19 protein-coding genes are annotated in these 25,503 nt (G+C 68.1%); 13 read left to right on the forward strand and 6 right to left on the reverse strand.

All coding sequences use genetic code 11. The features are described 5' to 3' along the window. Positions 1 to 13: 13 nt before the first annotated feature. The 10 genes from AC1DPF_RS11765 (at position 14) to trxA (ending at position 14,596) form a co-directional block, all read left to right on the forward strand. On the forward strand, positions 14 to 574 hold the full coding sequence (locus AC1DPF_RS11765; RefSeq protein ID WP_477868184.1) for a YqgE/AlgH family protein: 561 nt from the start codon (positions 14 to 16) through the stop codon (positions 572 to 574). A 177-nt stretch (positions 575 to 751) separates the two neighbouring features. After that, complete coding sequence (locus tag AC1DPF_RS11770; protein ID WP_477961499.1) at positions 752 to 1,240, forward strand: hypothetical protein; 489 nt, start codon at positions 752 to 754, stop codon at positions 1,238 to 1,240. A 141-nt stretch (positions 1,241 to 1,381) separates the two neighbouring features. Further along, entirely contained in the window at positions 1,382 to 2,791 is a 1,410-nt protein-coding gene (gene ahcY, locus AC1DPF_RS11775) for an adenosylhomocysteinase (RefSeq protein ID WP_477961501.1), read from the forward strand. A gap of 111 nt (positions 2,792 to 2,902) precedes the next feature. After that, positions 2,903 to 5,290, forward strand: a complete 2,388-nt coding sequence (locus AC1DPF_RS11780) for a sensor histidine kinase (protein WP_477961623.1) — start codon at positions 2,903 to 2,905, stop codon at positions 5,288 to 5,290. A gap of 120 nt (positions 5,291 to 5,410) precedes the next feature. Next, the gene (gene tsaE / locus AC1DPF_RS11785) at positions 5,411 to 5,854 is read left to right on the forward strand and encodes a tRNA (adenosine(37)-N6)-threonylcarbamoyltransferase complex ATPase subunit type 1 TsaE (RefSeq protein ID WP_477868178.1); all 444 of its coding nucleotides are present in this window, start codon (positions 5,411 to 5,413) and stop codon (positions 5,852 to 5,854) included. Continuing rightward, positions 5,851 to 6,810 (forward strand): aminoglycoside phosphotransferase family protein, encoded by a 960-nt coding sequence (locus AC1DPF_RS11790; protein WP_477961625.1) that lies wholly within the window; start codon positions 5,851 to 5,853, stop codon positions 6,808 to 6,810. Before tsaE ends, AC1DPF_RS11790 begins: the two co-directional genes overlap by 4 nt. Continuing rightward, positions 6,807 to 7,565: a nucleotidyltransferase family protein gene (locus AC1DPF_RS11795; protein WP_477961503.1), complete on the forward strand. Its 759-nt coding sequence runs from the start codon at positions 6,807 to 6,809 to the stop codon at positions 7,563 to 7,565. The genes AC1DPF_RS11790 and AC1DPF_RS11795 overlap by 4 nt, the downstream gene beginning before the upstream one ends. Before the next feature lie 185 nt (positions 7,566 to 7,750). Then, positions 7,751 to 10,801: a double-strand break repair protein AddB gene (gene addB / locus AC1DPF_RS11800; RefSeq protein WP_477961505.1), complete on the forward strand. Its 3,051-nt coding sequence runs from the start codon at positions 7,751 to 7,753 to the stop codon at positions 10,799 to 10,801. Beyond that, positions 10,798 to 14,226, forward strand: coding sequence for a double-strand break repair helicase AddA (gene addA, locus AC1DPF_RS11805; RefSeq protein WP_477961507.1), 3,429 nt, complete (start codon positions 10,798 to 10,800; stop codon positions 14,224 to 14,226). The genes addB and addA overlap by 4 nt, the downstream gene beginning before the upstream one ends. Before the next feature lie 49 nt (positions 14,227 to 14,275). Then, the gene (gene trxA / locus AC1DPF_RS11810; protein ID WP_477868170.1) at positions 14,276 to 14,596 is read left to right on the forward strand and encodes a thioredoxin TrxA; all 321 of its coding nucleotides are present in this window, start codon (positions 14,276 to 14,278) and stop codon (positions 14,594 to 14,596) included. A 230-nt stretch (positions 14,597 to 14,826) separates the two neighbouring features. Here the strand turns inward: trxA and AC1DPF_RS11815 are convergent, their stop codons facing one another. The 3 genes from AC1DPF_RS11815 to argJ form a co-directional block, all read right to left on the reverse strand. Beyond that, positions 14,827 to 15,621 (reverse strand): inositol monophosphatase family protein, encoded by a 795-nt coding sequence (locus AC1DPF_RS11815; RefSeq protein WP_477961509.1) that lies wholly within the window; start codon positions 15,619 to 15,621, stop codon positions 14,827 to 14,829. Then, on the reverse strand, positions 15,621 to 16,232 hold the full coding sequence (locus AC1DPF_RS11820) for a glutathione S-transferase family protein (protein ID WP_477961511.1): 612 nt from the start codon (positions 16,230 to 16,232) through the stop codon (positions 15,621 to 15,623). The genes AC1DPF_RS11815 and AC1DPF_RS11820 overlap by 1 nt, the downstream gene beginning before the upstream one ends. Before the next feature lie 111 nt (positions 16,233 to 16,343). Next, positions 16,344 to 17,570: a bifunctional glutamate N-acetyltransferase/amino-acid acetyltransferase ArgJ gene (gene argJ, locus AC1DPF_RS11825; protein WP_477961513.1), complete on the reverse strand. Its 1,227-nt coding sequence runs from the start codon at positions 17,568 to 17,570 to the stop codon at positions 16,344 to 16,346. Positions 17,571 to 17,776: 206 nt separating this feature from the next. On the opposite strand from argJ, the gene secA reads away from it, so the two are divergent. From secA to AC1DPF_RS11840, 3 genes are all read left to right on the forward strand, one after another. Beyond that, on the forward strand, positions 17,777 to 20,515 hold the full coding sequence (gene secA, locus AC1DPF_RS11830) for a preprotein translocase subunit SecA (RefSeq protein WP_477868162.1): 2,739 nt from the start codon (positions 17,777 to 17,779) through the stop codon (positions 20,513 to 20,515). Positions 20,516 to 20,574: 59 nt separating this feature from the next. After that, the gene (locus AC1DPF_RS11835) at positions 20,575 to 20,946 is read left to right on the forward strand and encodes a YbaN family protein (RefSeq protein WP_477868160.1); all 372 of its coding nucleotides are present in this window, start codon (positions 20,575 to 20,577) and stop codon (positions 20,944 to 20,946) included. A 172-nt stretch (positions 20,947 to 21,118) separates the two neighbouring features. Continuing rightward, on the forward strand, positions 21,119 to 23,014 hold the full coding sequence (locus AC1DPF_RS11840; protein ID WP_477961515.1) for an ATP-binding protein: 1,896 nt from the start codon (positions 21,119 to 21,121) through the stop codon (positions 23,012 to 23,014). Positions 23,015 to 23,043: 29 nt separating this feature from the next. Here AC1DPF_RS11840 and rnhA read toward each other — a convergent pair whose 3' ends face one another. From rnhA to ispH, 3 genes are read right to left on the reverse strand one after another with little or no spacing between them, the layout of a single operon-like run. After that, positions 23,044 to 23,496 carry a ribonuclease HI gene (gene rnhA / locus AC1DPF_RS11845; RefSeq protein WP_477961517.1) on the reverse strand — a complete coding sequence of 151 codons (453 nt, stop codon included), beginning with the start codon at positions 23,494 to 23,496 and terminating at the stop codon, positions 23,044 to 23,046. Continuing rightward, on the reverse strand, positions 23,493 to 24,455 hold the full coding sequence (thrB, locus tag AC1DPF_RS11850) for a homoserine kinase (RefSeq protein WP_477961519.1): 963 nt from the start codon (positions 24,453 to 24,455) through the stop codon (positions 23,493 to 23,495). The genes rnhA and thrB overlap by 4 nt, the downstream gene beginning before the upstream one ends. Continuing rightward, a complete protein-coding gene (gene ispH / locus AC1DPF_RS11855) occupies positions 24,455 to 25,405 on the reverse strand; it encodes a 4-hydroxy-3-methylbut-2-enyl diphosphate reductase (protein WP_477868152.1) in 951 nt (316 codons plus the stop codon). Before ispH ends, thrB begins: the two co-directional genes overlap by 1 nt. Positions 25,406 to 25,503: the final 98 nt, after the last annotated feature.

Consider the following 25,503-nt stretch of genomic DNA (forward strand, 5'->3'; position numbering starts at 1 on the left):
ATAAAAGTTGGCGATGGATGCGCCAGCCTCTCTCAGCGGACAATATCTGCTCGCCATGCCCGGCATCAGCGATCCGCGATTCGCCAAGGCGGTGATCGCGATGTGCGCCCATGACGAGCATGGCGCGCTCGGCGTCGGGGTCGGCCGGCTGCTGCCCGGCATCACCCTGCACCAGTTGCTCGACCAGCTCGACATTCCGCCGGGAGCAGCGCCCGACTGCGCGATCCATGTCGGTGGTCCGGTCGAGCCGCAACGCGGCTTCGTCCTTCACGGCACCGACTGGGCGGGCGGCGACACCCTCCAGGTCGGCGAGCGCTGGGGGCTGACCTCGACGCTCGACGTGCTGCGCGCAATCAGCGAGGGTCAGGGCCCGAAGCGCTGGCTGGTCGCGCTCGGCTATGCCGGCTGGGGCGAGGGGCAACTCGACCAGGAGATGCGGCGCCATGGCTGGCTGGCGACTCCCGGCGACGACGAGCTGCTGTTCGAGAATGACGCGCCGCGCCGCTGGGAGCTGGCGATGCGGCGTGCCGGCATCGACCCGCGCCTGCTCGCCGCCACCAGCGGCCAGGCGTGACGGGTCGACCTACAAAGCGCCCACCAGCTATTTCATTCCGGTAACGTACTGATTTCAAAAGAGTTCGCCTGGGCGTTAACCAAAACCTTCAATCTTAAGGAAAAGAATATCGCGCAGCTTTGCTGATGGTCTGGCGGCTCGACGGGGGCAGCCGGCAGCGAGGCGAGGCGTTCTCCGATGCGAAATATCCTGTGCGCGGTAACCGCGATACTGACAGCGGCATCACCGGTCACGGCCGGCTGCTGGTCGGCGGAGCATGTTAGCGCCGCACATATCCGCGATCTCCAGACCTTCCTGATGGTCGAGACGCTGCGCTGCCAGGCCACCGGCTTCGACATCTCGGCGAACTATAACGCCTTTGTGCGCGGCAACCGCGCAGCGATCGGCGCCGCCAACGACCGGCTCAAGGCCTTCTTCATCGGCACGGCCGGGCCGGTCTATGGCCAGACCGCCTATGACCGTTTCGCTACCTCGCTCGCCAACGCCTATGGCGCCGGCCGCACCAATGCCGACACGTGCGACGATGCGCGCAGCATAGCGGCAGAAGCGGCGCTGATGGCCAATTCCGGCGAAGGCCTCGAAATGATCGCCGCCCGCCAGGGCCTGAATCCGGTCTTGCCCGGCGGGATCTGCGGGCATGAGGCGATGGCGGAACTGGGGCGCTGATCGACCCTGGCCGGACGCTCCTTTCTTATGTGGCAGCGGATATAAAGATATCTTTATATTTGCATTCCCGACCCCCTGCCGCTAAGGCCGCGAGCATCGCCGCCGGTGACTCCGGCTGCCACAGCCCCAAGGAGAAGCAAGGTGGCCACCGCCGTTGCGACTGAATTCAACGATTATGTCATCGCCGATCTGAGCCTCGCCGAGTTCGGCCGCGCGGAGATCAACATCGCCGAAACCGAGATGCCCGGCCTGATGGCACTGCGCGCCGAGTTCGGCCCGTCGCAGCCGCTGAAGGGCGCGCGCATCACCGGTTCGCTGCACATGACGATCCAGACCGCCGTGCTGATCGAGACGCTGACCGCGCTGGGCGCGCAGGTACGCTGGGCGACCTGCAACATCTTCTCGACGCAGGACCACGCCGCCGCCGCCATTGCCGCGACCGGCGTGCCCGTGTTCGCGATCAAGGGCGAGAGCCTGGCCGACTATTGGGACTATGTCGGTTCGATCTTCGACTGGGGCGACGAGACCGCCAACATCATCCTCGACGACGGTGGCGACGCCACCATGTTCGCGCTGTGGGGCGCCAAGCTCGAGGCGGGCGCGACGCTCGCCGAGCCGGAAAATGACGAGGAAGTCGAGTTCCAGCGCGCGCTCAAGGCGTTCATCGCCCGCCGCCCCGGCTACCTGACCGAGACCGTCAAGAATCTGAAGGGCGTCTCGGAAGAGACCACCACCGGCGTTCACCGCCTCTACGAGATCGCCAAGAAGGGCGAGCTTCCGTTCCCCGCGATCAACGTCAACGACAGCGTCACCAAGTCGAAGTTCGACAATCTCTATGGCTGCAAGGAATCGCTGGTCGACGCGATCCGCCGCGCCACCGACGTGATGCTCGCCGGCAAGGTCGCCTGCGTCGCCGGCTTCGGCGATGTCGGCAAGGGATCGGCCCAGTCGCTGCGCAACGGCGGCGCGCGCGTGATGGTCACCGAGGTCGATCCGATCTGCGCGCTGCAGGCGGCGATGGAGGGCTTCGAGGTCGTGACGATGGAAGAGGCCGTGACCCGCGCCGACATCTTCGTCACCGCCACCGGCAATGCCGACGTCATCACCGCCGAGCATATGGCGGCGATGAAGCCGATGTCGATCGTGTGCAACATCGGCCATTTCGACAGCGAGATCCAGATCGCGGCGCTGAGCAACTATGCGTGGAACGAGGTCAAGCCCGGCACCGACCTGGTGACCTTCCCCGACGGCAAGCAGATCATCATCCTCGCCAAGGGCCGGCTGGTGAACCTGGGCTGCGCGACCGGTCACCCGTCCTTCGTGATGTCGGCAAGCTTCACCAACCAGACGCTCGCCCAGATCGAGCTGTGGACCCGGGGCGAGACCTACAAGAACCAGGTCTATGTCCTGCCCAAGCATCTCGACGAGAAGGTGGCGGCGCTCCACCTCGAGAAGCTCGGCGTCAAGCTGACCAAGCTCACCCCCAAGCAGGCGGGCTATATCGGCGTCAGCACCGAAGGCCCGTTCAAGCCGGACCATTACCGCTACTAATATCCGATACCGCCACCTTCATCCCCGCCGGCGCGGGAATGAAGGTGGCGACGTTTCGGCTGCATCCGTTGCCATTGCGGCAGGCCGATGCCGACCTTAGAAGCGTCGACCATGCAGCAGATGATCCAGCTCGACCCGGTCGCCGCACTGATGCTCGCGATCATCGTCGCGCTGTGGATCGCGGCGGCGGTTGCGGCCATCCTCATGGGCCTGCGGCGCGACGCCGTCGCCAAGGCGCGCGCCCGCGAAATCGAGCGCCAGGCGGCCCTCCTCGCCAGCGCCCCGGCCGTGCCGTTCAGGGTCTCGCTCGATGGCCGCGTCGCCGGCGATGCCCGCCTCGCGCATTGGCTCGGCCTCGCCCGGCAGCCCGCCACGATCGATGACATGGCCGGCAGCCAGGACCTCCGCGTCGGCGGCATATCGGTGGTCGACGCGGAAGGCCTCGCCGCCGATGTCGCCGCCGCGATCCAGGCCGGAAGGCCGTTCGAGCGGGCCCTCCATCTCGCCGGCACCGATCGGGTGCTGCTCGCGCGCGGCCGGCTGGCGACGCCGCCGATCGGTGACGGCGTGATCGTCTGGCTGTTCGACAATAGCGAAAGCGAAGGCGCCATCGCCCGTCTCTCGGCCGAGGCAACGGCGATCAGCGATGCGCTAGACAGCTGCCTGGCGCTGATCGAGGCCGCCCCTTTCCCGATGTGGCACCGCGGGCCCGACCTCAAGCTGGCGCTGGTCAATTCGGCCTATGTCGCCGCGGTCGAGGGCGCCAGCGCCGAGGATGTCGTCACCCGCGGGATCGAACTGATCGACGCCGCCGAGGGCCGTGCGCCGCGCGCGACGGCGCTCGCCGCGCGCGACAGCGGCCGCATCAAGACCCATGTCGTGCCGGTCACGCTCTCCGGCCAGCGGCGGACGATGCGGATCGTGGACGTGCCGATGGGCGAGCATGGCGTCGCCGGCTACGCCTTCGACATTCAGGATCTCGAGCAGACCCGCGGCGAGCTCGGCCGTTTCCAGGAGGCCCAGCGCGAACTGTTCGACCGGCTGTCGGCCGGCGTCGCCCAGTTCGCGCCCGATCGCAGCCTGCTCTTCTACAACCAGCCCTTCCTGCAGTTCTTCTCGCTCGCCCCGGAATGGCTCGCCGACCGCCCCGAGTTCGATCGCGTGCTCGAACGGATGCGCGAAACCCAGCGGCTGCCCGAAGCGCGCGACTTTCCCGGCTGGAAGGCCGAGCGGCGCGGCTGGTTCAACGCGGTCGACGCGATCGAGGAGACATGGATGCTGCCCGGTGGCCAGCATCTGCGCGTCGTCGCGCAGCCGCTGCCCAATGGCGGCCTGCTGCTGTTCTTCGAAGACCGCACCGAGCATGTCCAGCTGTCGAGCGCCCGCGACACGCTGCTGCGCGTGAGGACCGCGACCTTCGACAATCTGTTCGAGGCGATCGGCGTGTTCGCGTCCGACGGGCGGCTACACATCTGGAACCAGAGCTTCCGCGACATCTGGGGCCTGTCCGACGCCGATCTCGCTCAGAATCTGCGCGTCGACGCGATGGTCGAGCTGGTCGCCGCCAAGCTCGCCGACCCCTCGCGCGCGCAGTTGCTGCGCGACCTGGTCCGCATCGCCACCGTCGACCGCCAGGCCCGCACCGGGCGGATGGCACTCGCCGACGGCCGCTATTTCGATTTCGCAGTGGTGCCGCTGCCCGACGGCAACGCGCTGTTCACCCTGCTCGACATCACCGCCTCGCGCGGGATCGAGGAGGCCCTGCGCGGCCGCGCCGACGCGCTGGAGGAAGCCGACAAGCTCAAGACCGCCTTCGTTGCCAATATGAGCTACGAGCTGCGCGTGCCGCTGACCTCGATCGCCGGTTTCGCCGAGCTGCTCGACGCCGGTTATGCGGGCGATCTGCCGCCGGTGGCGGGCGAATATGTCAAGGCGATCCTGTCGTCGGTCGGGCGGCTAGGGTCGCTGGTCGAGGACGTGCTCGACCTCACTCAGGGCGCCGCCGGCAATCTCCCGCTCTCGGAGGAGCATGTCGACGTCGGCGTGGTGCTGAGGGAGGCGGTGTCCTCGGCGAGCAAGGCGGCCAAGGCGAAGCCGGTATCGCTGCTGGTCGACATCGAGCCCGAACTCGGCCTGATGCGTGGCGATCCGCGCCGCCTGCGCCAGATCGCGGATCATCTGCTGAGCAATGCGATCAGCTACACCCCGCCCCAGGGACGCGTCACGATCCGCGTCCATGGCGACGAGGACATGATCATCTGGACGGTCTCCGACACCGGCCAGGGCATGGATGCCGCTCAGCGCGCGCGGGTTTTCGACAGCTATCCGCGCATCGACGCCAATAACGAGGACGGCAAGCAGCTGATCGGCATCGGCCTGCCGCTCACCCGCCAGCTGGTCGAGGCGCATGGCGGCTCGATCGCGCTGGAGAGCGAGCCGGGCCGTGGCACCACCGTGACCATCCATCTGCCGCGCCGCCACGGCGAGGCGGCGCTGTAGGATGTATCGCACGCCCGTTCCGTCACCCCGGCGGAGGCCGGTGTCTCGATCGTCCGGGACGGAGCCGATGTCGCGCCCCCCTATCGAGATCCCGGCCTCCGACGGGATGACCGATCAGACATGCGGCTGACTGGCTCGGCCGAAACCAGCGCCGTCGGCGCGACGCTGGCCGGCTTGGTGCGCGTGGGCGACGTGATCGCGCTCGATGGCGATCTCGGCGCCGGCAAGACCACCCTCGCGCGCGGCCTGATCCTGGCCCTGGGCTTCGAAGGCGACGTGCCCAGTCCCAGCTTTCCGATCGTCGTCCCCTATGCCCCGCCGGACCTCCGCCTGCCGCTCTGGCACGTCGATCTCTACCGCATCGACGATCCTGGCGAGATCGTCGAGCTCGGCCTCGACGAGGCGCGTGAGGACAGCGCGCTGCTGATCGAATGGCCCGAGCGGATGGGCGCTATGCTGTGGCCCGATGCGCTCCGCCTCCGCATCGAGCGCGACGGCGATGATGCGCGCCGCTTGACTTGGCACGTGCCCGCGGCATGGGAAGGCCGATGGCCGCCCCGATGATTCCGCCCCCGCATGCCCCTGCCTTCCTGGAGGATGCCGGCTGGCGTGGTGCCGCGATCCTGCCGCTGGCCGGCGACGCCAGCTTCCGCCGATATTTCCGCGTCGAACGCGACGGGCAGAGCGCGGTGCTGATGGACGCGCCACCCGAACATGAGGACAGCCGACCGTTTCTCGCCGTAGCGCGCCACCTCGACCGAATCGGATTTCGCGCGCCGCGCATTCTCGCCGAGGATCTTGCCCGGGGGCTTATCCTGCTCGAGGATTTCGGCGACGCCCGGATGAAGGAGGTGATCGAAGCCGATCCCGCCGCGGAGACCCCGATCTATGCGCAGGCGATCGACCTGCTGGCCGATCTTCACGCCGCCCGCCCCGGCGACCTGCCGCCCTATGACATGGCCGTGTACCAGCGCGAGGCAGGGTTGTTCCCCGAGTGGTATATGCCCGCCGTCGGGCTCGACAGCGACACGGACGCCTATCGGGCCGCATGGGACGCAGCGCTTGCGCCGATCGCGTCCGACCAGTCGATCACCGTGCTGCGCGATTACCATGCCGAGAATATCATGCTGCTCGGCGACGGCAGCCTCGGCCTGCTCGATTTCCAGGATGCGCTGGCCGGCCATGCCGCCTATGACCTCGTCTCGCTGCTCCAGGATGCGCGCCGCGACGTACCACATGCGCTGGAGGCGGCCATGATCGCGCGCTATGCCGCCCGCCGCCCGTTCGACGCCGCCGCCTATGCGCTGCTCGGCGCCCAGCGCAACGCCAAGATCCTCGGCATCTTCACGCGCCTGTGGAAGCGCGACGGCAAGCCCCGCTACCTCGCCTTCCAGCCGCGCGTGTGGGCCTATCTGGAACGCGATCTGGCGCATCCCGCGCTGGCGCCGGTCCAGGCATGGTTCGACGCCCATGTCCCGCCGGCGGCGCGGGCGGCGCATTGGCAAGGGACCGCGGCATGAGTTTCGCCAAGCCGATGTCGTTGCGCCCCAACCCGGTCCAGGCGCCGATCGGCACCGCGATGGTGCTGGCCGCGGGCCTTGGCAAGCGGATGCGCCCGCTGACCGCGACCCGCCCGAAGCCGCTGGTCGAGGTCGCCGGCAAGCCGCTGCTCGACCATGTCCTCGATCGGCTGCGCAGCGCAGGGATCGGCCGGGTCGTGGTCAACGTCCACTATCTCGCCGATTCGCTCGAGGCGCACCTCAAGCGCAAGGCCGGCGACCTGGACGTCCAGATTTCCGACGAGCGCGGCCTGCTGCTGGAAACCGGCGGCGGCGTGGCCAAGGCACTGCCGCTGATCGCCGACGAGCGCTTCCTCATCGCCAACAGCGACAATCTCTGGATCGACGGCCCGGTCGATGCGATCCGGCTGCTCGCCGACCGCTGGGACGATGCGGAAATGGATGCGCTGCTGCTGCTGGTGCCGCTGGCGCGCGCCAACTGCCATAGCGGGCTCGGCGATTTCCACATGGACCCCGCCGGACGCATCAGCAGGCGGCGGGCCGCCAAGGTGGCGCCCTTCGTGTTCACCGGGGTGCAGCTCGTCTCGAAGCGGCTGTTCGCCGACCTGCCGGACGGCCCCTTCTCGTTCAACCTGCTGTGGGACCGCGCCATCGCCGCTGGCCGGGCTTATGGTCTGTCCCACCAGGGCCTGTGGTTCGACGTCGGCACGCCGCCCGCGATCGGCAAGACCGAGGCCATACTGGGGTTCGGCTAAGCTCCCACTCTTGAAAAATGAGGGGTCGTGCCAGCGAAGGCTGGCATCCATCTCTGTCGTCTTATCAGATGGCACATCAAGGCAGGACAGACATGGACCCCAGCCTTCGCTGGGGCGACGGTTGACGAGCGGTTCGCTGTCGACGCCCTTTCTATCCGACAGCGACTGGCCCTAAGGTGGCCTCGATGACCGCCCCCACCGTCTTCACGATCCCCGCGCATCGCGCTTTCGCCGACGCGCTCGCGGGTGGCCTGATCGCGCAATATGGCCCCGATCCGCTGGAGCTGGCCCGGGCCGCGATCCTGGTGCCCAACAACCGCGCCGCCCGCGCGATCAACGATGCCTTCGTGCGTCGTGCGGAGGGTGGGCTGCTGCTTCCGCGGCTTGTGGCGATCGGCGATCCAGAGCTCGACGAACGGCTTGGCGGGCTGCTCGATCCGATCGGCACCGACGAGGCAGACCCTGTTCCGCCCGCGATCGATCCGCTCGAACGGCAGATGATCCTCGCCCGCCTGACCGGCGAAGCGCGCGCCGCCGCCGGCGATCCGATCGACGGCGGCGAGGCGATCCGCCTGGCGGGCGAGCTTGGACGCACCCTCGACCAGTTGCTGATCGAACAGGTGCCACCGTCGAAGCTGCGCGGCCTCGCCGATCTGCCCGACCTGTCGGAGCATTGGCAGCGCTCGCTCGACATGCTCGACGCGATCCTGACGCGCTGGCCCCAGCTGCTCCAGGCGCGCGGCCGCATCGACCTCGCCGAGCGCCGCAACCGCCTGCTCGACCGCGTCGCCCGCAACTGGCGCGCCAGCCCGCCCCCGGGCCCGGTGATCGCGGCGGGCATCAGCAGCACGACGCCCGCCGTGGCAAGACTGCTCGGCATAGTCGCGCGGCTGCCGCGGGGGATGGTGGTGCTGCCCGGCGTCGACACCATCTCGCCGCGCGAGGAATGGGAGGCGCTCGGCCCGCACCAGCCCCGCGACGACGGATCGCGGCCGCCGCGGCCGATCGAAAGCCATCCGCAATATGCGCTCAAGCTGCTGCTCGACCAGATGCACGTCGGCCTCGACGAGATCCAGACCTGGCGCTGGGGCGGCGGACGCGACGCGCGCGCGATCCGGGCGAAGGCGATCGCCAACGCGATGGCGCCCGCTGCCTTCACCGACAAATGGCATGGCTTGCCACCGGCTGAGCGGCGCCTGACCGGCGTGCGCGCGATCGAACTGGCCAACCCTTCCGAGGAGGCGCAGACGATTGCTCTGGCGCTGCGCGAGGCGATCGAGACCCCGGGCCGCACCGCCGCGCTCGTGACGCCCGACCGCGTCCTGGCGCGCCGCGTCGCCGCGCATCTCGCGCGCTGGGGAATCGTTGCCGACGACAGCGCCGGGACGCCGCTGTCGGTGACCCCCGCCGGCACGCTGCTGCTCGCCATCGCCGAAGCCGCCGCCGAGGGCTTTGCGCCGGTGCCGTTGCTTGCCCTGCTCAAGCATCCGCTGGTCCGCCGCGGCGAAGCCCGTGGCGCCTGGCTGGATGGCGCGCGCAAGCTGGACATGGCGCTGCGCGGGCCGCGCCCGCCCGCCGGCCTCGACGGGATCACGCGATTTCTGGCGGATGGCGACCGCTATTCGGCACGCCTGCGGGCGCCGGCACAGAGCTGGTGGGCCGAGGTGAAAGCGCTGCTGGAGCCGCTGGAACAGGTATTTACTGCTCCGTTCGTGTCGAGCGAAGTCGAGACACGCTCCGCCCGGCCAACGTCCCTCGACTTCGCTCGGGACGAACGGACTCTGGGAAACTTGCTCGCCGCCCTGCGCGAGGCCGTCACCACCCTCTCCGGCGACGCCGGCTGGTCGGGTCCCGACGGCCGCGCCGCCGCCGATCTGATCGCCGATCTCGAAGCCGCCGCCCCGCTCGGCCCGGCCGCGTTCGAGCCGGCCAGCCTCGCCCCGACCCTGCGCCTGATGATGGATGCGGTCGCGGTCCGCCCGCCGCAGGGCGGCCATCCGCGCCTGTCGATCTGGGGCCTGCTCGAAGCGCGGCTCCAGCATGCCGACCTGATGGTGCTCGGCGGGCTCAACGAGGGCATATGGCCGACGCTGCCCAGCCCCGACCCCTGGCTCGCCCCGCGCATCCGCGCCGAGCTGGGCCTGAGCGGCCTCGAGCGGCGCATCGGCCTGTCGGCGCATGACTTCGCGATGGCGCTGGGCGCGCCCGAGGTGATCGTCACCCGCGCGCGGCGCGATGCCCGAGCGCCGACCATAGCGTCGCGCTTCTGGCTGCGGCTCGAAGCGATGACCGGCGGCATGACCCGCGAGCATCGCCTGCCGAGCTGGGCGGCGGCGCTCGACCGCCCGGCCGACCGGCTGTGGTACAGGCGCCCCGCCCCGGCGCCGCCGGTTGCCGACCGCCCGACCATCATCGCCGTCACCAAGCTCGACCGGCTGCAGGCCGATCCCTTCGCCTTCTATGCCGATGCCATGCTCAGGCTGCGCCCGCTCGATGCCGTCGACGCCGATCCCACCCCGGCCTGGCGTGGCACCGCGGTCCACGAAGTGTTCGAAGCCTGGATGAAGCAGGACGGCTGCGATTCCGCCAGGCTGCTGTCGCGCGCCGAGGCGATGCTTGCCGACATGGCCGCGCACCCGGTGATGCGTGCGCTGTGGGAGCCCCGGCTGATGGAAGCGCTGCGCTGGGTCGCCGCGCAGATGGTCGAGGCCGCGCTCTCCGGCCGCAAGCCGATCGCGGCGGAGATCGATGGCGAGACCAGCATCGCCGGCATCACCCTCAAGGGCAAGGTCGACCGGATCGACCGGCTCGCCGACGGCACGCTCGCGATCGTCGACTACAAGACCGGCAAGCCGCCCAGCGCCGCGCAGGTCCAGGCCGGCTATGCGATGCAGCTCGGCCTGCTCGGGCTGATCGCCGCGCGCGGCGGGTTCGACGATGTGCAGGGCAAGCCGCTGACCTTCGAATATTGGTCGCTCGCCAAGGACAAGGACTCCTTCGGGCAGGTCCGCAGCCCGGCCGGCGGCAAGAGCGGCATTCCCCCCGAGGATTTCATCGCCCATGCCGAAGCGATATTGCGGCAGGCGGTCGAGCGGTGGCTGACCGGCAGCGATCCCTTCACCGCGAAGATCGCGCCCGAATATGCGCCCTATGCCGATTATGACCAGCTGATGCGGCTCGACGAATGGTATGGCCGCGATGTCGACGCAGGCCGCGGCGAAGGAGCTGGGGCATGAGCGCGCGCCTGAAACCGCTCGATCCGCTCCAGCCGCAGCAGCGCGACGCCTCCGACCCGCGCGAGCTCGTCTGGCTGTCCGCGTCGGCCGGCACCGGCAAGACCCATGTACTGACCGCACGGGTGCTGCGGCTGCTGCTCGGCGGCGCGGCGCCCGAATCGATCCTGTGCCTGACCTTCACCAAGGCCGGCGCCGCCGAGATGGCCGAGCGCATCCACCGCCGGCTGGCGCATTGGGCCGGCCTGAAGGACGACCGCAAGCTCGCGCAAGACCTGACCCGGCTGGGCGAGGACAGCGATGCCGATGCGCTCAAGCGCGCGCGCCGGCTGTTCGCGCGGGTCCTCGACGCGCCCGGCGGCGGGCTGCGCATCCAGACCATCCACGCCTTCTGCCAGACGCTGCTTGCCGGCTTCCCGGCCGAGGCGGGGCTCACCCCCGGCTTCCGCCCGATCGAAGGCCGCGAGGAAGCGGCCCTGGCGCGCCGCACCCTCGCCGACATGCTCGATGCCGCCACCCGCGGCGGCGATCTTCCCCTGATCCGCGACGTGCAAGCCTTGAGCCTCCGCCTCGGCGAGGCCGGCGTCGAAGCCTATCTGCTCGATTGCGCCCGCGCGCCCGACGCGCTGGCCGGGCTCGGCGCGCGCGAGGCGATCGAACCGCGGCTGCGCTGGGCGCTAGGCGCGCCGCTCGGCGAGGTCGAGGAGGCGATCGAGAAGGGCTGCGCCGAACTCGATCTCGATTGCCTGCAGAAGCTCGCCGCCGCCAACGCCGCCTGGGGCACCAAGAGCGGATTGGAGCATGCCGATATCGTCGCCGCTTTCCTGGCTGCCTCGCCCAAAGCGCGCGCCGCGATGCTCGACGATCTGATCGGCGTCGCACTGACGAAATCGGGCGAGCCGCGCAAATATTCGCAGAAGCTGATCGACGCCGAGCCGCTCTATGTCGATCATTGCGGCAGGCTCGCCGAACAGATCGGCGCGCTGCTGTCGCTGCGCATCCGCGCCGCGCTCGCCGCGACGATCGCCGCCGGCCTGCGCGCCGGCCAAGCCTATGCCGCCGCCTATGCGCAGGCGAAGCGCAGCGCCGGGCTGGTCGACTTCGACGACCTGATCCGCGCCGCGGTGCGCCTGCTCGACACGCCCGGCATGGGCGACTGGGTGCGCTTCAAGCTCGACCAGAGCACCGACCACATTCTCGTCGACGAGGCGCAGGACACCAATGCCGCGCAATGGGCGATCGTCGACCGGATCGCCGAGGAATTCTTCGCCGGCGCGGGCGCGCGCGGCCAGGTGCTCCGCACCCTTTTCACCGTCGGCGATTTCAAGCAGGCGATCTTCGGCTTCCAGGGCACCGACCCGCGCGAGTTCGAACGAGCCCGGCTCCAGTTCGCGTTGAAGGCACTCCACGCCGAGCGTGAATTTCGCGACCTGTCACTCGACCGGAGCTTTCGCTCCGCGCCGGCGGTGCTCGAGCTGGTCGACCAGCTCGTCACCGATCTGGGCCATGAGACGATGGGCCTGTTCAACCCCGCCGAGCGCCATGCCGCACATCACCACATCCCCGGCCGCGTCACGCTGTGGCGGCCGCTCGCGCATGACGAGGCGATCGACGACGAGGGCGAGGAGGGCTTCGCCGACAGCGCCACCCGCGCCTACGCCACCCGTCTCGCCAAACAGGTGAAGCAGTGGATCGACGACCGGCTGTGGCTCGCGAGCAAGAAGCGGCCGATCCGGCCCGAGGACATCCTGATCCTGGTGCGGCGGCGCGCCGACCTTGCCTCGCTGATCGTGGCGCGGCTCCACGCGGAGAAAGTGCCGGTGGCCGGCGTCGACCGGCTGCGCCTGACCGCGCCGCTCGGCGTCAGGGACCTCCTCGCCGCGATCCGCTTCGCGGTCCAGCGCGAGGATGATCTGAGCCTCGCCGCCCTCCTGGTATCGCCGCTGTTCGGCTGGGACCAGGAGCGGCTCTATCGCGTCGCCTTTCGCCGCAAGGGCGCGTTGATCGATGCGGTGCGCGCTTCGGGCGATGCCGCTACCATCGCGGCCCTCGACGACATCCTCGGCCGCGCCGACTTCACCACGCCCTATCGCTTCCTGGAGCATCTGCTCACCGGGCCGCTCGATGGCCGGCGCAAGCTGCTGCGCCGGCTGGGTACCGAGGCGCGCGATCCGATCGAGGAACTGCTCGGCGCCGCGCTCCAGTTCGAGGGCACCGCCACCGCCAGCCTGCAGCGCTTCCTCGACTGGTTCGACCGCGGCGATGTCGAGATCATCCGCGACCCCTCCGCGCCGCTCGATGCGGTGCGGGTGATGACGGTCCATGGCTCGAAGGGCCTCGAAGCGCCGCTCGTCATCCTCGCCGACGCCACGGCCGATCCCGATCTCAGCCCCGATCGCAGGCTGGACTGGGCGCTCGACGACGAATCGCTGCCGGTGCCGATCCTGCGCCCGCGCCGCAACGAGATGGTCGATGCGCTGCGCGAGGACGCCGAAGCCCTCAGGATCCGCGAGCGGCAGGAGCATTGGCGGCTGCTCTATGTCGCCCTGACGCGCGCCCAGGAGCATCTGGTGATCGGCGGCGCGCTCGGCATAAGAGCGAAAGGCGTGCCGCCCGCCGCCAGCTGGTACCAGGCGGTCGACCAGGCGATGGCCGGCCTCGGCTGCGATCCTGTTGACGACGAGCTGTGGACCAGTGCGCGCCATTATCATGGCACGGTGCAGCCGGGCACGGCCGCCGCACCCGCTCGCCCGCGCGGCGAAGCGCCGCGGCTGGCCGAACCGGCCTGGCTGCGGGCCCCCGCCCCGGTCGAGGCACGCCCATCCCGGCCGCTGGCGCCATCCTCGATCGGCACCGACGACATAGCCGATCCTCCTCCGTCGGCGGCCCTGCGCGAGGCGGCCCGGCGCGGCACCCTGCTCCACGCCCTGTTCGAGCGGCTGCCCGGAATCGCACCGTCAGATCGCGCGACCGTGGCGGAACGCTGGCTGCTGGGCTCGGCGGGAGTCGACGATGCCGGCTATGCCCGCCAGCTTGCCGACGACGCCTGCCGGGTGATCGCCGACCCGCGCTTTTCCGCGATCTTCTCCTCCGAAGCGCTGGCCGAGGCGCCGATTGCCGCGGTCGTCGACGGCGAGGTGATCGCCGGCACGGTCGACCGGCTGTTGGTGAGCGACGATCGCATCCTCGTCGTCGACTTCAAGACCGGCCGTCGCGCCCCCGCCGACCTGGCCGCAGCTCCGGCGCACCATATCCGCCAGATGGCGGCCTATGCGGCGGCGCTGCGCGTGATCTTTCCCGGCCGGCCGATCGAGGCCGCGCTGCTCTACACCGCGGGTCCGAACCTCATCGAACTGCCCGAAGCGCTGCTGCAGGCGAACAAGCCCGGCTTTAGGGCCGAGGAGCAAAAGCAGCGGACAGGCCGTTGAGCCGAACCTCCAGCCATCCTACATCCAGATCAACCTCAAGGAGCTTTCTATGCCGACCAAAGCCATCACCGATTCGTCCTTCCACAGCGACGTCATTGCAGCCGAAGGCCCCGTGCTCGTCGATTTCTGGGCGGAATGGTGCGGCCCGTGCAAGATGATCGGCCCCGCTCTCGAAGAGATTTCGGACGAACTGGGCGAGAAGGTGACCATCGCCAAGATCAACATCGACGAAAATCCCGACGCCCCCGGCAAATATGGCGTGCGTGGCATTCCGACGATGATCCTGTTCAAGAACGGCCAGCCCGCCGCCACCAAGGTCGGCGCCGCACCGAAGAGCCAGCTCAAGGGCTGGCTCGAAAGCGAACTATAAGCGCTGCTATCCCCCTCCCTTTCACGGGAGGGCAGATCATATGGTTCGATAGTATCATCCGCTCATCCTGAGGAGCCACTGAGCTTGTCGAAGTGGCGTCTCGAAGGACGTACTTCGATGCGGCCCCTTCGACTGCCTGCCAAGGCAGGCGCTCAGGACATGCTTCGCCAAGCTCAGTCCTTACTCAGCATGAGCGGTTCGTTTTAGCGGCAGCGTATAAAAACTAATTCTCAGTCGAACAGCACGGCCTTCGCCAGGTCCCACATCTCGGGCGTGCTCGCCGCGATCGCCCCGCGACCCGGAACGTCGAGCCGATAGTCTGCGCCGTCGTTGCGCGCGATCCTGCCGCCCGCTTCCTCGAGCATCAGCGCGCCCGGCGCATGATCCCAGACCTGGGTCCGCTCGAACAGGGCGATGTCGTTCTGGCCCAGGATCAGCCGGGGGTATTGCTCGCCCGCGCAGCGCGGGATGTCGACGATCTCGATCCGGCCCTCGGCGCGGCGGCGAACGTCCGCCTGGCGGTCTTCCGGCATGAAATAGGTGGCGATCGCCGCTTTCGGCAGCCGGCCGTCCGAGCGCCGCGCCCGAACCGCGACGCCGTCGACGAAGCAGCCGCCGCCGCGCACCGCATGGCAGACCCGGCCGCGGATCGGATCGAGAATCCATCCGGCTTCGCGCGTGCCATTGACCGCCAGCCCGATCATGATCGCGAAGGGCGGCTTGCCCTCGGTGAAATTATTGGTGCCATCGAGCGGATCGATGATCCAGGCGACACCCTCGCCGACCCGGTCGACGATCGCAGGATCGGCGGCGACCGCCTCCTCCCCGATGATCCGCGCCCCGGGCAGCAGCCGCGCCAGCGCCTCGCTCAGCAGCGCTTCCGATTCGCGATCGACGATCGTCACGAAATCGCCGGGCGTCTTCTCCGCATATTCGTCGGCCGACAGCTTGCGGAAGCGCGGCATCATGATGTCGCGCGCCACCGCGCGCATGAGGTCGAGGACGGGCTGGTAGAGGCTGTGCATCAGGTCAGCGGGATCATGACATTGGCTGCATAGCCGGGCCGCGCCTGCAGCCGCGCATACCAGTCGGCGACATGCGGGCAGTCCGGCCGCTCGATGTCGAGCGTATACCAGCTATGGACATAGACCCCCATCGGTATGTCGCCGATCCCGAAATCGTCGCCGGTCAACCAGGGCTTGCGCGCCAATGCCGCGTCGAGAATCGCCATCATCTCGCCGCAGCGCCTGGCCGACGCGGCGACCGCCGCCTGATCGCGATCCGCTGGAGCGTATCGGACCATATTGAGAAAGGCGGGCCGCTGCGCATCGGCATAGCCGAACTGCCAGTCCATCCAGCGATCGGCCGAAGCACGCTCCTCGAGGTGGGACGGCCAGAGCTCTGACGCATATTTGCTGGCGAGATAGCGCAGGATCGCGTTCGATTCCCACAGCACGAATCCGTCATCCTCGACTGTCGGCACCAGCCGGTTCGGGTTCATCTCCAGATAGGCGTCGGTATAGCCGAAGCTGCCGCCGATATCGTGGCGGACATGCCGCATGCCGATCTCATCGGCAGCCCACGCCACCTTCTTGACGTTGTGCGAGTTGAGGCGGCCCCAGATGATCAGCGACATGTCGACTCCTTGGGCCCAACTGCGTCATTCCGGCGGAGGCCGGAATCTCATGGGATGGCGGTCCTACGCCCGAGACCCGGCCTCCGCCGGGATGACACAGAGCGGAATGGCTCAGCTCCGATAATCGGCGTTGATCGAGATATAGCCATGGGTGAGGTCGCATGTCCAAACCGTGGCGCGGCCGTTGCCGATGCCGAGGCTCACGCCGATGTCGACCTCGCGGCCCTTGAGATGGGCGGCGACCGGCGCCTCGTCATAGCCTTCGACCGCGAGGCCGCCGCTTGCCACCTGGGTGGCACCGAAGCGGATCGACAGCTTGTCGCGTTCGGCCGGCTCGCCCGCCTTGCCGACCGCCATCACCACCCGGCCCCAATTTGCGTCCTCGCCGGCGATCGCGGTCTTCACCAGCGGCGAATTGGCGATCGACATTGCGATACGGTGCGCGCTGGCGTCGCTCTCCGCCCCTTCGACGGCGATGCTGATGAACTTCGACGCGCCCTCGCCGTCGCGCACCACCAGCTGCGCCAGCTGCAGGCAGACATCGGCCAGCGCCGCCTGGAAGGCATCGGCGCCTGCGTCGTCGGCCGTCGTGATCGGCGGATTGCCCGCCGCACCGGTGGCGAAGGCGAGCACCGTGTCGCTGGTCGAGGTGTCACCATCGACGGTGATGCACGAAAAACTCCTGCCGTTCGCCTCGTCCAGCATCGTCTGGAGCAGCGGCGCCGCGATGGCGGCATTGGTAAAGACGAAGCCCAGCATCGTCGCCATGTCGGGTGCGATCATGCCCGAGCCCTTGACAATGCCGACCAGCTCGACCTTCGTGCCGCCGACCATCGCCGAGGCCATGGCGGCCTTGGCGAAGGTGTCGGTCGTCATGATCGTCTCGGCGGCCTGTTCCCAGCTCGCCTCGGGCGCGGTCAGCACCGCGTCGATCCCGGCCTCGGCCTTGTCGATCGGCAGCGGCACGCCGATCACCCCGGTCGAGGCGACATAGACGTCCGACGGATTGCAGCCGAGCGCGCCCGCCACCCGCGCCGTGATCGCCTCGACTGCGGCGCGGCCGCGATCGCCGGTGAAGGCGTTGGAGTTGCCGGCATTGACGACCAGCGCCCGTGCCCGGCCGAGCGGCAGTGCGGCGCGGCACCATTCGACCTCGGGCGAGGGGCATTTGCTCCTGGTGGTGACGCCGGCGACCGCCGTGCCCTCGGCGAAGGAGACGAAGGTGAGATCGCTCCGCTCCCACGCCTTGTAGCCTGCGCGCGTCACGGCGGCGCGGACGCCGGCGATCGGCGGCAGGACGGGAAAGGCGGCGGGCGCAAGCGGCGAACGATCGGTCATGAGCTACTCCGGAGGGACCGCCGCTATAGGGGGCAGGGTCAGACTTTGAAATATCGGACGAGCGCCGGGCCGATGCGGAGGAACTCCGCCGGCACATCATCATTAGGGCGGCGAATTGACGTAGTCGGCCCCGGCACCTATCTGCACCCGCACGATCGCGAGGCGGCATAAACGCCGCCCGCGCGCCCATGTTTCAAGGAATGCCCATGCTCGGCGGCCTCGCCAAAGCCATTTTCGGGTCGTCGAACGACCGTTATGTGAAGTCGCTGCGGCCGATCGTCCAGCGCATCGCCGGCTTCGAGCCGACGCTGGAGGCGATGAGCGACGAGGAACTGGCCGGTCAGACCGCCATCTTCCGCAAGCGGCTCGACGAAGGCCAGTCGCTCGATTCGCTGCTCCCGGAGGCCTTTGCGACGGTGCGCGAGGCCGCCCGGCGCGTGCTCGGCCAGCGGCATTATGACGTCCAGATGATCGGCGGCATCGTCCTCCACCGCGGCGAGATTGCCGAGATGCGGACCGGCGAAGGCAAGACGCTGGTCGCCACGCTGGCGGTCTATCTCAACGCGCTCCCGGGCGAGGGCGTCCACGTCGTCACCGTCAACGATTATCTCGCCAGCCGCGATGCCGAGTGGATGGGCCGGGTCTATCGCTTCCTGGGCCTGACCGTCGGCGTGATCGTTCCCAATCTCAGCGATCATCAGCGCCGCGACGCCTATGCCTGCGACATCACCTACGGCACCAACAACGAGTTCGGCTTCGACTATCTGCGCGACAACATGAAATATGAGCGCAGCTCGATGGTGCAGCGCCCGTTCAGATTTGCCGTGGTCGACGAGGTGGATTCGGTGCTGATCGACGAGGCGCGCACGCCCCTCATCATCTCCGGCCCGACCGACGACAAGTCCGAGCTGTACAAGCAGGTCAACGCGATCGTGCAGCAGGTCACGCCCGTCGACTATGAGCTCGACGAGAAGGCGCGCTCGGTGGTGCTCACCGAGGACGGCACCGAGCGGGTCGAGCGGCTGCTGGAGGATGCCGGCCTGCTCGAGGGCGCCAACCTCTATGATTTCGAGAATACCCAGGTCGTCCATCACCTGAACCAGGCGATGAAGGCGAACATCGTGTTCAAGGCTGACATCGATTATATCGTCAAGGACGGCAAGGTCGTCATCATCGACGAGTTCACCGGCCGGATGATGGACGGACGCCGCTGGTCCGATGGCCTGCACCAGGCGGTCGAAGCCAAGGAAGGCGTCCAGATCGAGCCCGAGAACCAGACGCTCGCCTCGATTACCTTCCAGAATTATTTCCGCATGTATCCCAAGCTGGGCGGGATGACCGGCACCGCGGCGACCGAAGCGCCCGAATTCTACCAGATCTACAAGATGAACGTCGTTACCATCCCGACCAACCTGCCGGTCAAGCGGATCGACCAGGACGACGAATTCTACAAGAACATGCAGGATAAGTTCGCCGCGATCACCCAGACGATCCGCGAAGCCAAGGAGCGCGGCCAGCCGGTGCTGGTCGGCACCGTGTCGATCGAGAAATCCGAGCTGCTGTCCGAGTTCCTGACCCGCGAGGGCGTCGAACACAAGGTGCTCAACGCGCGCTATCACGAGCAGGAAGCGCATATCGTGGCGCAGGCGGGCCGGCTGCGGGCGATCACCATCGCCACCAACATGGCCGGCCGCGGCACCGACATCCAGCTCGGCGGCAACCTCGAATTCCGCCTGCTCGACGAGCATCCCGACCTCGAGATCGGCACGCCCGAATTCGATGCCGCCGCGGAACGCATCAAGGGCGAGATCATTGCCGAGAAGGAAGCCGTGCTCGCCGCCGGCGGCCTGTTCGTGCTCGGTACCGAGCGCCATGAGAGCCGCCGCATCGACAACCAGCTGCGCGGCCGTTCGGGCCGTCAGGGCGATCCCGGCCTCAGCCGTTTCTACCTGTCGCTCGACGACGATCTGCTGCGCATCTTCGGCCCGCAGACGATGTTCGCGCGGATGATGAACAAGAATCTGGCGGATGGCGAAGCCATCGTCTCTCCCTGGATCTCCAAGGCGATCGAGACAGCGCAGAAAAAGGTCGAGGCGCGCAACTACGACATTCGCAAGCAGGTCGTCGAATATGACGACGTGATGAACGACCAGCGCAAGGTGATCTACGAGCAGCGCGCCGACATCATGGATGCCGACACCGTCGACGAGGTCGTCTCCGACATGCGCGCCGACACCGCCAACGTGATCGTCGGCGAAGCCTGCCCGCCCCACTCCTATCCCGAACAGTGGAACATGGAGATGCTGAAGGCGCGCGCCGCCGAGACGCTGGGCATCGAGCCGCCGTTCGACGATTGGCTGGCCGAGGACGGCATCGATCCCGAGAGGCTCACCGAACGGGTGCTGGCCGAGGCCGATGCGGTGATTGCCGCCAAGCGCGAGGTGATCGACGAGCAGAACTGGCATGGGGTCGAGAAGAGCGTGCTGCTGCAGACGCTCGACCATCACTGGAAGGAGCATCTCGCGACGCTCGACGCGCTGCGCCAGGTCATCCACCTGCGCGCCTATGCACAGAAAACGCCGATCAACGAGTATAAGTCGGAGGCGTTCGCGCTGTTCGAGCGGATGCTGTTCGCCATCCGCGAAGAGGTGACCCGCATCCTTGCTACCGTGCGCTTCGAGGCCGCGCCGCAGGACTTCGCCGAACTGCCGCCGATGCCCGATTTCATCACCAGCCACCTCGATCCGTTCACCGGCGACGATGATTCGGCCGACCGCGACGCGGGCATGCTGGGCTTGATCACGACGCGGGCACCGCAAGCGGCATTGGGCATGGCTGGCGATGATTTCGCCATCCCGCCCGAGGTCGCCGCGACCCTGGGCCGCAACTCGCCCTGCCCTTGCGGGTCGGGCCGCAAGTACAAGCACTGCCACGGCGCGCTTTAGTGGCAGTTGCGGCCCGGCTCGGGGGCGGCGCCGCCGCGCCTCGGCGGAACCACTAGCCCATGCATAGCCCCATCAAGCGCTGGGGCTGGTTCGCGCTGGGCTGGGTGATGGTTGCGCTCGGCTTTATCGGCCTGCTGCTGCCGGTGATGCCGACCACGATCTTCCTGATCCTGGCGGCCGGCTGTTTCAGCCATTCCAGCCCCCGCTTCGAGTCGTGGCTGCTCGATCATCGCTGGTTCGGCGCCTCGATTCGCCGCTGGCGCGAGCGCGGCGCCATCCCGCGCAAGGCTAAGATCGTCGCGATCACGAGCATGGCCGGGGGCTTTGCGATCATGCTGTTCACGCTACGGCCGATGTGGTGGCTGGCGGTCATCGTTGCGTCGGCGCTGGTCGCCTGCGCCATCTATGTGGCGACGCGGCCCGCTGCGTGAGATCTCGGCCGGTCAGGTCTCGAGTTAACCGAAGTTTACATCTATCGCTTTCCCTCAGGCCCGATCTGGCCCTAAAGATCAGTCTGGGCGGGAGGTTAACCGCTCGGCGAAAAGGGGGGATGGGCCGATTTCGCTGGATGACAAAACCGAGGCCGACGGTCTGCTGGCCCTCGTGGAGTCGCTTGCGGGGCTCGGCACCTGGCGCTCCGACTATGGGAGCAACCGCCATGTCTGGTCCCCCCAGTTGCGCCGGATCCTCGGCATCGCGGACGATATCGTCCTGACCTATGAGCTCATGCGGAGTCTGTATCACCCCGAAGAGCTCGGGCGGATCGATCTGGCCGTCGACGAAGCGGTCCGAACCGGAGCGATGCCGCCAACGCGGTTCCGCATCACCCGCCCCGACGGCAAGCTCATCCACGTCGAAATTGCCGCGCAGTGCGATGGCCCCGAAAGCCTGTTCGGCATCATCCGCGAGATCACCGAGGAAGTCGAAGCCGAGCGCGCGTTGATCGCCATGCGCGACCAGGCGCGTGCGGCGGAACGCGCCAAGGCCGAGCTGCTCGCGGTGATGAGCCACGAGATCCGGACGCCGATGAACGGGCTGCTCACCTTGATCGAATCACTGCGGCGCGATCCGCCCGGCGAACAGCGCCGCTCGCTGCTCGAAGGGCTGAGCCAAGCCGCCTGCACGGTGATGAGCGTGGTCGACGACATGATCGATTATTCGCGCGTGCAAGCCGGCCGGGTCGTCATCGAGAGCATCAATTTCGACCTGAAGGCGGCGATTCGCACGACGATCAACCTGTATAACGGCGCCGCCGCCGCCAAGGGTCTGGCGCTCGATGTCCATGGCCTCGACGGCGAACCGGTGATCGTGCGCGGCGATTCGGCGCGGCTTCAGCAATTGCTGTCCAACCTGGTCGGCAATGCGATCAAATTCACCGAAACCGGCAGCGTCTCGGTCGGCCTGTCCCCGACCCGCTCGGGCGAGCAGGGCGATTACTGGATGATCACCGTGCGCGATAGCGGTCGCGGCATCGGCCATGACGCGCTCGGCCGGATCTTCTCGCGCGCTGAACAGGTCGATGCGGCTCGCTTGCGGCTGCAGGGCGGCACCGGCCTCGGCCTCGCAATCAGCCAGCAGCTGGCAGAAGCGATGGGCGGCTCGATCGCGGTGTCGAGCGACCCGGGGCGCGGCACCACCTTCTCGGTGGAACTGCCGTTCAAGCACGCCGACAGCGGGGCCTCGGCGGAAAATGCGCTCACCGGCCCAATGCAGATCCTGCTGGCCGAAGACAACCCGATCAATCGCCGCCTGATGGCCGGGCTGCTGAGCCGGGAAGGCCATCACGTCGTCGCCGTCGACGATGGCCGCAAGGCACTCGGCGCCATCGCCGCCCAGCCATTCGACCTGATCCTGATGGACATGCAGATGCCGGAGCTCGACGGCCTGGCCGCCACCCGCGCCATCCGCGCGCTCGACGCCCCGGCCTGCAATACGCCGATTCTGGCGATCAGCGCCGACTCGCTGCCGGAACGACGGCGCATCTATTTCGAGGCCGGCGTCGACAGCTTCCTGCCCAAGCCGATCGTGTCGGGCCAGTTGCTCGACATGATCGGGAAGATGCGCCGTAGCAAGCGCGTGCAGGCAGAGATCGGCGGTGACCAGTTCGACCGCGCACGCCTCAACCTGCTGGTCGAGCAGGGCGGCCACGAGGAGGTCGCAGTGCTCATCAAGATGCTGCTGTTCGACATCGGTGACCGGCCGCAGCGCATTGCCGCCGCGGTTCGCGCCAGGGCCTGGGAGCTGGCGGCGGCGGAGGCGGAGGCATTACGCACCCTGCTCGACAGCTTCGGCAGCTTCAGCCTCTCGCGCCTGCTGACCGGGATCAGCCGCCAGTGCCTGCGCCATGAATGCGAGCCGGCGGTGCTGGACGAACTGCTCGCCCAGTCGCGCGCGCTCGCCACGCTGCTTCACCATGAAGTCGGCGCCATCCCCCTGCCGATCGCGCAGGCGATCGACAATGTCGTGGAACCCGATTTCATGCGCGGTACGAGGGGCTGAAGACGGAGCCGAGGGCCGCGGCGCTGGCGCTAAATTCGCAGCGCAGCGTCGCTGGCCAGCTTGTCCGCGCGCTCATTGTCGGGATGGCCGGCATGGCCCTTCACCCATAGCCATTCGATCCGGTGCGGCGCGGCGGCATCGAGCAGTCGCTGCCACAGCTCGGCATTCTTGACCGGCTTGCGGTCGGCGGTCTTCCAGCCATTCTTGCGCCAGCCGTGGATCCACTTGGTGAGGCCGTCCATCACATAGCGGCTGTCCGTCGACAGCTTCACCCGGCACGGCTTCTTGAGCGCCTCGAGCGCGCGGATCGCCGCCATCAGCTCCATGCGGTTGTTGGTCGACGGGTTTTCGCTGCCCGACAACTCTTTCTCGGTACCGCCGAAGCGCATCAGCGCGCCCCAGCCGCCCGGTCCGGGATTGCCCTTGCACGCGCCATCGGTGGCGATCTCGACCAGCGGAAGTTCAGGGGAAAGCTCGGTCAAATCGTCACCAGCGTTTCCGGGTCGGCTTCCGCATAGAAATCCAGGCGGCGCAGGAAGGCCAGCGGATCCTTGCGCGTCACCATGGCGTCGGCGGGGGTGTTGAGCCAGTCCCAGGCACGGGTCAGCAGGAAGCGCAGGCAGGCGCCGCGCGCCAGCGCCGGAAAGGCGAGCCGCTCTTCGGTCGAGAGGCCGAACTGCTTGTCATATCCAGCGATCAGCGCACGGCCGAGATCGGCATGATAGCTGGTGCCGTCATTCTCGAAACACCAGGCGGCATGGGTGACCGCGACATCCCAGGCACGGATGTCGGTGCAGGCGAAGTAGAAGTCGATGACGCCGCTCACCTCTTCGCCGAGCATCAGGACATTGTCCGGGAAGAGATCGGCGTGGACCACCGACGTCGGCAGGTGCCGCGGCCAATGTGCATCGAGCCAATCCAGCTCGCGCGCCACCCGCGCGCGGAGGCCGCCATGGATGCGATCGAGATCGCCGCCGCAGCGAGCTGCGAGCGCCTGCCAGCCGCCGAGATCGAGGCTGTTGGGCCGCGTCTGCCGGAAATCCGCAAGCGCGCGGTGCATGTCGCCCAGCGCGCCGCCCGCCGCCCGCGCCTGCGCCGGCGTCGGATGGGTGACAGAGACGCCGGTCAGGAACTCGATCAGGCAGGCGGGACGGCCGGCCAGGGTCTGGAGCTGTTCCCCGCGCCGGTCGCGCAGCATCCGCGGGATGTTGAGCCCCTTGGCGGCGAGATGGTCGGTCAGTGCCGCGAAGAAAGGCAGGTCGTCGACATTCACCCGCTTCTCGTAGAGCGTCAGGATATAACGGCCGGCGGTCGTCTCGATCAGGTAGTTGCTGTTCTCGACGCCTTCGGCGATGCCCTTGGCCGAGATCAGCGTGCCATGGTCATAACGGTGGAGGAAGGCGTTCATCTCCTCGCTGGAGACCTGCGTATAGACCGCCATCAGGCAACCAACGTCCTGGGAAGCTTGAACAACATGTCTTCGGTCACCGATTCGACCTCGCGCTCGTGGATGGTGAAGCGGGTCGCCAGCATGTCGACGAGTTCGCGCACGAGGATCTCCGGCGCCGAGGCGCCGGCGGTAATGCCCAGCGTGCGCACGCTCTCGAGCCAGCTGAAATCGATCTCCGCGGCGCGCTGGATCAGCCGCGCCTTGACGCCATTGCGGGTAGCGACCTCGACCAGCCGCACCGAATTGGAACTGTTCGGGGCCCCGATCACCAGCATCGCATCGCAATGGGCCGCGATCGCCTTGACCGCCGCCTGGCGGTTCGAGGTCGCATAGCAGATGTCCTCCGAGCGGGGCGCCGCGATTTCGGGGAAGCGCGCGCGCAGCACGCCGATGATCTCGATCGTGTCGTCCACCGAGAGCGTCGTCTGGCTCAGAAAGGCCAGCGGAACCCCTGCCGGCGGCATGACGACCGCGGCATCCTCGGCGGTCTCGACCAGCGTCATCACCCCGTCGGGCACCTGGCCGAAGGTGCCGATCACCTCGGGGTGGCCCTTGTGGCCGATGAAGAAGATGTGATGGCCATTCTTGACCAGCCGTTCGGCCTGGCGATGCACCTTGGAGACCAGCGGACAGGTGGCGTCGAGGAAGTTCAGGCCGCGCTCGCTCGCCTTGGCCGGAACGGCCTTCGGCACGCCATGCGCCGAGAACACCACCGGCGCATCGTCCGGCACCTCGTCGAGCTCCTCGACGAAGATCGCGCCCTTCGCCTTCAGGTCGTCGACGACATATTTGTTGTGGACGATCTCATGGCGCACATAGACCGGCGCGCCATATTTCTCGATCGTCAGCTCGACGATGCGGATCGCCCGGTCGACCCCGGCGCAGAAGCCGCGCGGCGCCGCGATCAGCAGGTCGAGGGGTGGCCGGTCGGTGGTCGTCATGCGCCGGCCTTAAGCGATTGCTTGCCTGTGCGAAAGCCGGTTCCTATGATCGGCAGGACCGGCCGGGCGTGCGCACCGCTCCGGACCATGATGAAGGA

The organism is Rhizorhabdus sp. P4_G6 (assembly GCF_056401045.1).